This window comes from Streptomyces sp. NPDC041205, assembly GCF_055591765.1.
In genome coordinates, this window is the sequence record NZ_JBVIZH010000010.1 from 167,759 (window position 1) to 177,760 (window position 10,002).

The following is a 10,002-nucleotide window of genomic DNA, read 5'->3' on the forward strand; positions in this document are numbered from 1 at the left end:
CGCCGATGTGATGGGGTCGGCCCTCTGCGTTGAAGGAGTCGCACCGAAATGGCGAACGAGCAGAAACTCCGCGAGTACCTCAAGCGAGTTACCGCGGATCTGCATCAGACCCGGCAGCGTCTACAGGACGCCGAGTCGGTGAGCCGGGAGCCCATCGCCATCGTCGCGATGAGCTGCCGCTACCCCGGCGGCGTGGGCGGCCCGGAAGACCTCTGGCGGCTCGTCGCCGACGGCGGGGACGCGATCTCCCCCTTCCCGGACGACCGGGGCTGGGACGCGGACCTCCACGACCCCGACCCGACCCGCGCGGGCAAGAGCTACGCCCGCGAAGGCGGATTCCTGCACGACGCGGCGGAGTTCGACCCCGCGTTCTTCGGCATCTCGCCCCGCGAGGCCCTCGCCATCGACCCGCAGCAGCGCCTCCTCCTGGAATCCACCTGGGAGGCCTTCGAGCGGGCGGGCGTCGACCCGCTGTCCGTGCGGGGCTCCAGGACCGGTGTGTTCGTCGGCGTCATGTACGGCGACTACGGCAACCGCATCCTCAGCAGCCCCGAGGGCCTGGAGGAGTTCGAGGGCTACCTCGGCAACGGCAGCGCGGGCAGCATCGCCTCCGGCCGCGTCTCGTACACCTTCGGCCTCGAAGGCCCCGCCGTCACCATCGACACGGCCTGCTCCTCCTCGCTCGTCGCGCTGCACCTCGCCGCGCAGGCGCTGCGCCAGGGCGAGTGCAGCATGGCGCTCGCCGGGGGGGTGACGGTGATGTCGACGCCGGACACCTTCGTGGAGTTCAGCCGCCAGCGCGGCCTCGCCGCGGACGGCCGCTGCAAGGCCTTCGCGGAGGCGGCCGACGGCACCGGTTGGGGTGAGGGCGTCGGCCTGCTCCTCCTGGAACGCCTTTCGGACGCCCGCCGACACGGCCACCAGGTCCTCGCCGTCGTCCGCGGCACCGCCGTCAACCAGGACGGCGCAAGCAGCGGACTCACCGCCCCCAACGGCCCCGCCCAGCAGCGCGTGATCCGCGCGGCCCTGGCGAACGCGGGCCTCACGCCCGCCGACGTGGACGCGGTCGAGGCCCACGGCACGGGCACCACCCTCGGTGACCCCATCGAGGCGCAGGCGCTCCTCGCCACCTACGGCCAGGAACGCCCCGAAGCCACCACTGGCGGGACTTCGCCCCTGTGGCTCGGCTCGGTGAAGTCGAACCTCGGCCACACCCAGGCCGCCGCCGGAGTCGCGGGCGTCATCAAGATGGTCATGGCCATGCGGCACGCGACCCTGCCCCGCACCCTCCACGTGGACGAGCCGAACTCGCACGTCGACTGGTCGGCGGGCGCTGTCGAGCTGCTGACGGAGGCCCGGGAGTGGGCCGAGCGCGACGGCGGTGCGCCGCGTCGCGCGGGTGTGTCGTCGTTCGGCGTGAGCGGGACCAACGCGCATGTGATCGTGGAGCAGGCGTCCGTGGAGGAGCCCGCGGAGACGTCCGAGCCGGTCGAGCCGGGCGCCGTGGCGCGGGCCACGGGTGTGGTGCCGTGGCTGGTGTCGGGTCGCAGCCCTGAGGCGCTGCGGGCGCAGGCCGAGCGGCTGCGGGAGCATGCGGCCGGGCGTGCGGACCTTGAGCCCGTCGATGTGGGGTGGTCGCTGCTCTCGGGGCGCGCCCTGCACGAGCACCGGGCGGTCGTCTTCGGCCGGGAGCTGGAAGAGTTCCTGACCGGACTGGACGCCGTCGCGTCGGGCGGACCGGGAGCCGTGCTGGGCTCCGTGACGGACGGCCGTCTCGGGGTCGTGTTCACGGGGCAGGGCAGTCAGCGGATTGGCATGGGGCGTGAGCTGTACGAGGCGTTCCCTGTGTTCGCGGATGCGCTGGACGAGGTGTGTGCGCACCTGGACGGGTTGTTGGACCGGCCGTTGAAGGACGTCATGTTCGGTGCGGATGCCGAGTTGTTGGAGCAGACGGGGTACGCGCAGCCTGCGCTGTTCGCCGTCGAGGTGGCGCTGTATCGGCTCGTGGAGTCCTTCGGGGTGCGGCCCGAGGTTGTCGGCGGGCACTCGATTGGTGAGCTGGCTGCTGCGTATGTGGCGGGGCTGTGGTCGCTGGAGGATGCGGCTCGACTGGTCGCTGCGCGCGGTCGGTTGATGCAGGCGCTCCCGGCGGGCGGAGCGATGCTTGCGGTGCAGGCGGGTGAGGCGGAGGTCCTGCCGCTGTTGGTGGGTCTGGAGGAGCGTGCGGGTGTGGCGGCCGTGAACGGGCCCGCCCAGGTGGTGCTCTCCGGTGACCGCACGGTCCTGGAGGGTCTGGAGGAGACCCTGCGGGGTGAGGGCCGTAAGGTCCGTTGGCTGAAGGTCTCGCACGCTTTCCACTCGCCGTTGATGGATCCGGCGCTGGACGGCTTCCGCAAGGTCGCGCAGGGGCTGACGTATCAGACCCCGAAGCTGCCCGTGCTCTCGAATGTGACCGGTGAACTGGCGGGCACGGAGCAGCTCAAGGACCCGGAGTACTGGGTCCGTCACATCCGTGAGGCCGTCCGTTTCCACGACGGCCTGACGGCCCTGACCGGTTTCGGCGTCACCACTGTGCTTGAGCTGGGCCCGGACGCCGTCCTGACGGCGATGGCGCACGACACCCTCACCGACCCGGCCGCCCAGGCCGGTCTCGTCGCCGCCGCCCGCAAGGACCGCCCCGAACCCGACACGTTCCTGACCGCCCTCGCCCACCTCCACGTACGCGGCACCACCGTCGACTGGTCCCGCTTCTTCGAGCCCGTCGAGGCGCGCCGCCGCGTCGACCTGCCCACGTACGCCTTCCAGCACCAGCACCTCTGGCTCAACCCCCTGGAGCAGGTCCCCGGCGTCACCGGGGACGGGTTCGACCCCGCGGACGCGGGTTTCTGGAAGGCCGTGGAGGACGAGGACCTCGCGGCCCTGACGGGAGCGCTGGACGTCGACGAGGAGGCGCCGCTGCGGTCCGTGCTGCCCGCGTTGACGGCCTGGCGGCGGCAGCGGCACGAGCAGTCCGAGCTGGACCGCTGGCAGTACCGCATCGCGTGGAAGCCGCTCGCCAAGCAGTCGCGGGCCGGGCTCACCGGCACCTGGCTGGTCGTCGCCCGCGCCGGTGCGACGGAGGAGCCGTGGCTCGACGCCTCCGTGCGCGCCCTGGAGCAGGCCGGAGCGCGTGCGCGGGTCCTGCGGGTGGACACGCGGGACGCCGACCGCGACACGCTGCGGGCGCAGGTGGCCGATGTCCTCGCGGACCACGGCCAGGACGCCGCCGACGGCACGGCCGTGACGGGAGTCCTCTCCCTCCTCGCGTGCGCGCCGGCCGACGTGCTCCCGACCCTCGCGCTCGTGCAGGCCCTCGGCGACGCGGCCGTGTCCGCGCCGCTGTGGGTGGCGACGCGGGGCGCGGTCTCCGTCGGCGCCTCCGACTCCGTGGCCCACACCGACGGCGCGGCCGTGTGGGGCCTGGGCCGGGTCGTGGCCCTCGAACACCCGGAGCGCTGGGGCGGTCTGGTCGACCTGCCCGAGACGGCCGACGCGCGCGCGATGTCCCGGCTCACCCAGGTCCTCGGGGCCTCGTCGGGTGAGGACCAGGTGGCGGTGCGTGGCTCGGGTGTGTTCGTACGCAGGCTGGTGCGTGCGGCCTTCGGCGACGCGTCGTTGAGTGAGTCGTCGGTGGGGGAGTGGTCGGCCGATGGTGGCACGGTGCTTGTGACGGGTGGTACGGGTGCGCTGGGTGGTCATGTGGCGCGGTGGGTGGCGCGTGCGGGTGCCGGTCATGTGCTGTTGACGAGCCGTCGTGGTCTTGATGCGCCGGGTGCGCCGGAACTCCGTGCGGAGTTGGAGGAGTTGGGTGTGCGGGTGACGGTCGCGGCGTGTGACGCGGCGGACCGGGAGGCGTTGGCGCGGGTCCTGGGGGAGATTCCTGAGGATGTGCCGCTGACCGGGGTGTTCCACACCGCGGGTGTTCTGGACGACGGCGTCCTCGACGGCCTGACGGCGGACCGGATGGCTTCCGTGTTCCGCGCCAAGGTGGAGTCGGCCCGGAACCTGGACGAGCTGACCCGCGACGCCGACCTGTCGGCCTTCGTCCTCTTCTCCTCCCTCACCGGGACCGTGGGCGCACCCGGCCAGGGCAACTACGCGGCGGCGAACGCCTTCCTGGACGCCCTCGCCGAACAGCGTCGCGCCGCCGGACGGCCCGCGCTCTCGCTCGCCTGGGGCCCGTGGGCCGGGAGCGGCATGGCCGCCGACGACGGCTCCGACGAGCGGATGAGCCAAGCGGGCCTGCCCGTGATGGACCCTTCGCGTGCCATCGAGGTCCTGCGCCGGGCGACGAACGACCGCGCCCGAAGCCACGACACCGCCGCCCTCGTCGTCGCCGACATCGTCTGGGACCGGTTCGCCGGCGGCTTCACGGCCACCCGGCCCAGCACCCTCTTCGACGACCTGCCGGAGACGGCGACCGCCCGCGCGGAGCGCTCCGCCGGAACGGGCGACGGTGAAGTCACCTCCCTGAAGGACCAGTTGGCCGCCCTTCCGCGCCCGGACGCCGAGCGGGCCTTGCTCGACCTGGTGCGGACCCAGGCCGCGGCGGTGCTCGGGCACGGCGGTACGGAGGCGGTGCCCGGCGACAGCGCGTTCAAGGGGCTCGGGTTCGACTCGCTGACCTCGGTGGAGTTCCGCAACCGCCTCGGCGCCGCGACCGGCCTCACCCTCCCGGCCACCCTCGTCTTCGACTACCCGTCGCCGAGCTCCGTCGCCGACTACCTCTCCGGCCTCCTCCTCACCGGCGAAAGCCCCGACACCGCCACGCCCACGGCGGTCGCGCCCACCGGCCCGGTCGACGACGAGCCCATCGCCATCGTGTCGATGAGCTGCCGCTTCCCCGGCGGTGTACGGGACCCGGAGGACCTCTGGCGGCTCGTCGCCGACGGCGTCGACGCGCTGGGGGAGTTCCCTGCCGACCGAGGCTGGGACACCGGGGCGCTGTACGACCCCGACCCGGCGACGCCCGGCTCCACCTACGCCCGGCAGGGCGGATTCCTGCCGGACGCGGGCGCGTTCGACGCGGACTTCTTCGGGATCTCCCCGCGCGAGGCCCTCGCCATGGACCCCCAGCAGCGGCTCCTCCTGGAGACCGCGTGGGAACTGTTCGAGCGCGCCGGGATCGCACCCCCTAGCCTGCACGGCAGCCGCACCGGCGTGTTCGCGGGCACGAACGGCCAGGACTACCTGGACCTCCTGAAGGACGCCCCCGAAGGCGCCGAGGGGTACATCGGCACGGGCAACGCGGCCAGCGTCGTCTCCGGCCGACTCTCGTACGCCTTCGGCTTCGAAGGCCCCGCCATGACCGTCGACACGGCGTGCTCCTCCGCCCTCGTCGCGTTGCACCTCGCCGCGCAGGCGCTGCGGCAGGGCGAGTGCGACCTGGCGCTCGCCGGTGGCGTCACGGTGATGTCCACGCCCAGCGCGTTCATCGAGTTCAGCCGCCAGCGCGGCCTCGCCGCGGACGGCCGCTGCAAGGCCTTCGCGGAGGCCGCCGACGGCACCGGTTGGGGCGAGGGCGTCGGCCTGCTCCTCCTGGAACGCCTTTCGGACGCGCGCCGCAACGGCCACCAGGTCCTCGCGGTGGTGCGCGGCTCGGCCGTCAACCAGGACGGCGCGAGCAACGGCCTGACGGCGCCGAACGGCCCGTCGCAGCAGCGCGTCATCCGCGCGGCCCTCGCGAACGCCCGCCTCACGCCCGCCGACGTGGACGCGGTCGAGGCCCACGGCACGGGTACCACCCTCGGCGACCCCATCGAAGCGCAGGCGCTGCTCGCCACATACGGGCAGGAGCGGGCCGCCGGGCAGCCGCTGTGGCTCGGCTCGGTCAAGTCCAACATCGGGCACACGCAGGCCGCCGCGGGTGTCGCGGGCGTCATCAAGATGGTGATGGCCATGCGCCACGGGGTGCTGCCGCGCACGCTGCACGTGGACGAGCCGAGCACGCACGTCGACTGGTCGGCGGGGGCGGTCGAGCTGCTGACGGAGGCCCGGGAGTGGGCCGAGCGTGCCGGCGGTGCGCCGCGTCGCGCGGGTGTGTCGTCGTTCGGCGTCAGCGGGACGAACGCGCACGTCATCGTGGAGCAGGCGCGGGGGACGGAGTCCGCCGAGTCCGGTGGGACTGCCGACCCCACCGACGAAGCCGAAGCCGCCGACGTGGCCACTCCGGTGACTGCCGTGCCGTGGCTGGTGTCGGCCCGCAGCGCGGAGGCTCTGCGCGCCCAGGCCGGACGGCTCGTCCAGCACCTGACCGCAAGCGCCGAGTGGGAGCCCGCCGACGTGGCCTGGTCGCTTCTCTCGGGCCGCGCCCTGCACGAGCACCGGGCCGTCGTACTCGGCCACGGCCGGGAAGAACTCCTGACCGGACTGGACGCCGTCGCGTCGGGCGGACCGGGAGCCGTGCTGGGCTCCGTGACGGACGGCCGTCTCGGGGTCGTGTTCACGGGGCAGGGCAGTCAGCGGATTGGCATGGGGCGTGAGCTGTATGAGGCGTTCCCTGTGTTCGCGGATGCGCTGGATGAGGTGTGTGCGCACCTGGACGGGTTGTTGGACCGGCCGTTGAAGGACGTCATGTTCGGTGCGGATGCCGAGTTGTTGGAGCAGACGGGGTACGCGCAGCCTGCGCTGTTCGCCGTCGAGGTGGCGCTGTATCGGCTCGTGGAGTCCTTCGGGGTGCGGCCGGAGATTGTGGGCGGGCACTCGATTGGTGAGCTGGCTGCCGCGTATGTGGCGGGGCTGTGGTCGCTGGAGGATGCGGCTCGACTGGTCGCTGCGCGCGGTCGGTTGATGCAGGCGCTCCCGGCGGGCGGAGCGATGCTTGCGGTGCAGGCGGGTGAGGCGGAGGTCCTGCCGCTGCTGGTGGGTCTGGAGGAGCGTGCGGGTGTGGCGGCCGTGAACGGGCCCGCCCAGGTGGTGCTCTCCGGTGACCGCACGGTCCTGGAGGGTCTGGAGGAGACCCTGCGGGGTGAGGGCCGTAAGGTCCGTTGGCTGAAGGTCTCTCATGCCTTCCACTCGCCGTTGATGGATCCGGCGCTGGACGGCTTCCGCAAGGTCGCGCAGGGGCTGACGTACCGGGACCCGAAGCTGCCCGTCGTCTCCAACGTCACGGGTGAACTGGCGGAGGCCGATCAGCTCAGGGACCCGGAGTACTGGGTCCGTCACATTCGTGAGGCCGTCCGTTTCCACGACGGACTCGGCGCTCTCACCGGTTTCGGCGTCACCACTGTTCTTGAGCTGGGCCCGGACGCCGTCCTGACGGCGATGGCGCACGACACCCTCACCGACCCGGCCGCCCAGGCCGGACTCGTCGCCGCCGCCCGCAAGGACCGCCCCGAACCCGACACCTTCCTCACCGCCCTCGCCCACCTCCACGTACGCGGCATCGACGTCGACTGGACACCCCTGTACGGCACCACGGAGTCCCGGCGCCGCGTCGACCTGCCCACGTACGCCTTCCAGCACCGGACCTACTGGCCGGAAGCGAAGGCCTCGGGTCCGTCGGCCGACGACCGCAGCGGTGGTGTGGACGCCGAGTTCTGGGAGGTCGTGCAGCGCGAGGACCTGGAAGGTCTCGCGGAGACGCTGGAACTGGACCAGGAGGCCTCGCTGAAGTCCGTCCTGCCCGCGCTCGCGACCTGGCGACGGCGGCAGCAGGAACAGCACCAGGTGGAGGCCCTGCGCTACCGGGTCACCTGGAAGCCGCTGTCCGGCGACCAGCCGTCGGGCACTGGTCCGGCGTTCGGTGGGACCTGGGCGCTGGTCGTACCGGCCGGTGCGGTCGGACACCCCTGGAGCGCGGCCGCCGAAGAGGCGCTCGCCGCTGCGGGCGCGGACGTCCGGCGTGTCGTCGTGGGTGACGGGGCCGTCGACCGTACGGCGATGGCGCAGCTTCTGCGGGAGCCCGGTGCGGGGGCCGCGGCCTCCGACTGCGGCGCCGCCGTGGCGGGTGTGCTGTCGCTGCTCGCCCTGGACGAGCGGCCGTACGGCCACGCCGTACCCGGCGACGAGGACGCGAACGATCATCCGGAGCCGGACGCCCCCGCCCTGACGTGGGGCATGGCCGCGACACTCGCGCTCACGCAGGCCGTCGTCGACGCCGAGGTCGGCGGGCGGCTGTGGATCGCGACGTCCGGCGCCGTGTCCGTCGGCGACACCGATCCCGTACGCAGTGTCACGCAGGGGCAGGCGTGGGGATTCGGCCGGGTCGTGGGCCTTGAGCACCCGGACGTGTGGGGCGGCCTCATCGACCTCGCGGAGACGACGGGAAGCACGAGCACCACGGGCGCCAACACCGGCACCACGGGCGCCAAGGAGACGGCGGACGCCACCGGCGACGCCACGAACGCCTCCGAAGCCACCGTCCCCGCCCGCGCCCGCGACCTCCTCACCACCCTCCTCACCCGCACCGCCACCCCCGGCTTCGCCGAGGACCAACTCGCCGTCCGCCCCTCGGGTGTGCACGTGCGCCGCCTGGTCCGGGCGCCCCGGAGCACCGCACCGGCCACCCCCTGGCGGCCGCGCGGCACCGTCCTCATCACCGGCGGCACCGGCGCCCTCGGTGCCCACGTCGCACGCTGGTGCGCGGGCGGCGGCGCCCAGCACCTCGTACTGACGAGCAGGCGCGGCCCGGACGCGCCCGGAGCCGCCGAACTCAGCGCCGAACTGGAGGACTTGGGCGCCAAGGTCACCGTCGCGGCCTGCGACGTCGCCGACCGTGACGCCCTCGCCCGGCTGCTCGCCGAGATCCCCGCCGACGCGCCGCTGAGTGCCGTCGTGCACGCGGCGGGCCTCGGCCAGGACCGGATGATCGACGAGACCGGGCCCGAGGACTTCGCGGAGATCGTCGCCGCGAAGACCGCGGGCGCGGCGCACCTGGACGACCTGCTCGGCGACACGCCGCTGGACGCCTTCGTGCTGTTCTCGTCCATCGCCGGAGTGTGGGGCAGCGGCGGCCAGGCCGCGTACGCCGCCGCCAACGCCTTCCTCGACGGCCTCGCCGAGCGCCGCCGGGCCCAGGGGCGGGCCGTGACGTCGGTGGCGTGGGGGCCGTGGGGCGGCTCCGGCATGGCGGGCGACGACGCCGCCGCGGCGCACCTGAGCAAGCGCGGCCTGCCCGTCATGCGGCCCGAGTCGGCGATCGCGGCCCTGCGGCACGCGCTCGACCGGCGCGACCCGCTCGTCACCGTCGCCGACGTCGACTGGGAGCGGTTCGCCCCGGCCTTCACCGTGCGGCGGCCCAGCCCGCTGCTCGACGACCTGCCGGAGGCCCGCCGCGCCCTCGACGCCGCGTCCGGCGACGCGGGCGCACGCACCTCCGAGGGAGCCGCCGACGCGGCGGCCGCCCTGCGCGACCGGCTCGCCGACGCGACGCCCGCCGAGCGCGAGCGGACCGTCCTGAAGCTGGTGCGCACGGAAGTCGCGGCCGTACTCGGCCACACCGGCACGGAAGCCGTCCGTGAGGACCGCGCGTTCAAGGACTTCGGATTCGACTCCCTGACCGCCGTGGAACTGCGTACCCGACTCAACGCCGCGACCGGCCTGAGCCTGCCGAGCACCCTCGTCTTCGACCACCCGACCCCCGGCGAGCTGGCCCTGGAGCTCCTCGCCGAACTCCTGCCCGACGCCATGGACGACGCCGAGGGCGACGTGGGCGGGGCCGACGACCCGGCCGACGCCGAGGTCCGCCGTGCTCTGGCGGCCGTCCCGATCGCCCGTATCCGCGAGGCGGGCCTCCTGGACGCCCTCCTCGGCCTCGCCGCCCCGGACGCGGGCGCGGCCCCGGCCGATGACGACGACGCGGACGCCTCCATCGACGCCATGGACGTGGCCAACCTGATCCAGCTGGCCTTGGACAACAGTGATTCCTGACCCAGTACGAGACGCAGCGCACGACCCCGTGTGGGACGCAGTGCGAGACGCAGCGCAGGACGCGGCACGAGCCGCCGAACGACACACGGTGCG

At 73.6% G+C, this 10,002-nt stretch carries 1 protein-coding gene and 1 pseudogene; both read left to right on the forward strand.

Annotation, left to right across the window (positions count from 1 at the left end; all coding sequences use genetic code 11):
• Nucleotides 1-48 precede the first annotated feature (48 nt).
• Nucleotides 49-99, forward strand: a pseudogene (locus tag ACZ6BG_RS33490) (polyketide synthase docking domain-containing protein); the annotation flags it as partial.
• Nucleotides 100-192: 93 nt separating this feature from the next.
• Nucleotides 193-9,909 (forward strand): type I polyketide synthase, encoded by a 9,717-nt coding sequence (locus ACZ6BG_RS33495; RefSeq protein ID WP_469008507.1) that lies wholly within the window; start codon nt 193-195, stop codon nt 9,907-9,909.
• Nucleotides 9,910-10,002 lie beyond the last annotated feature (93 nt).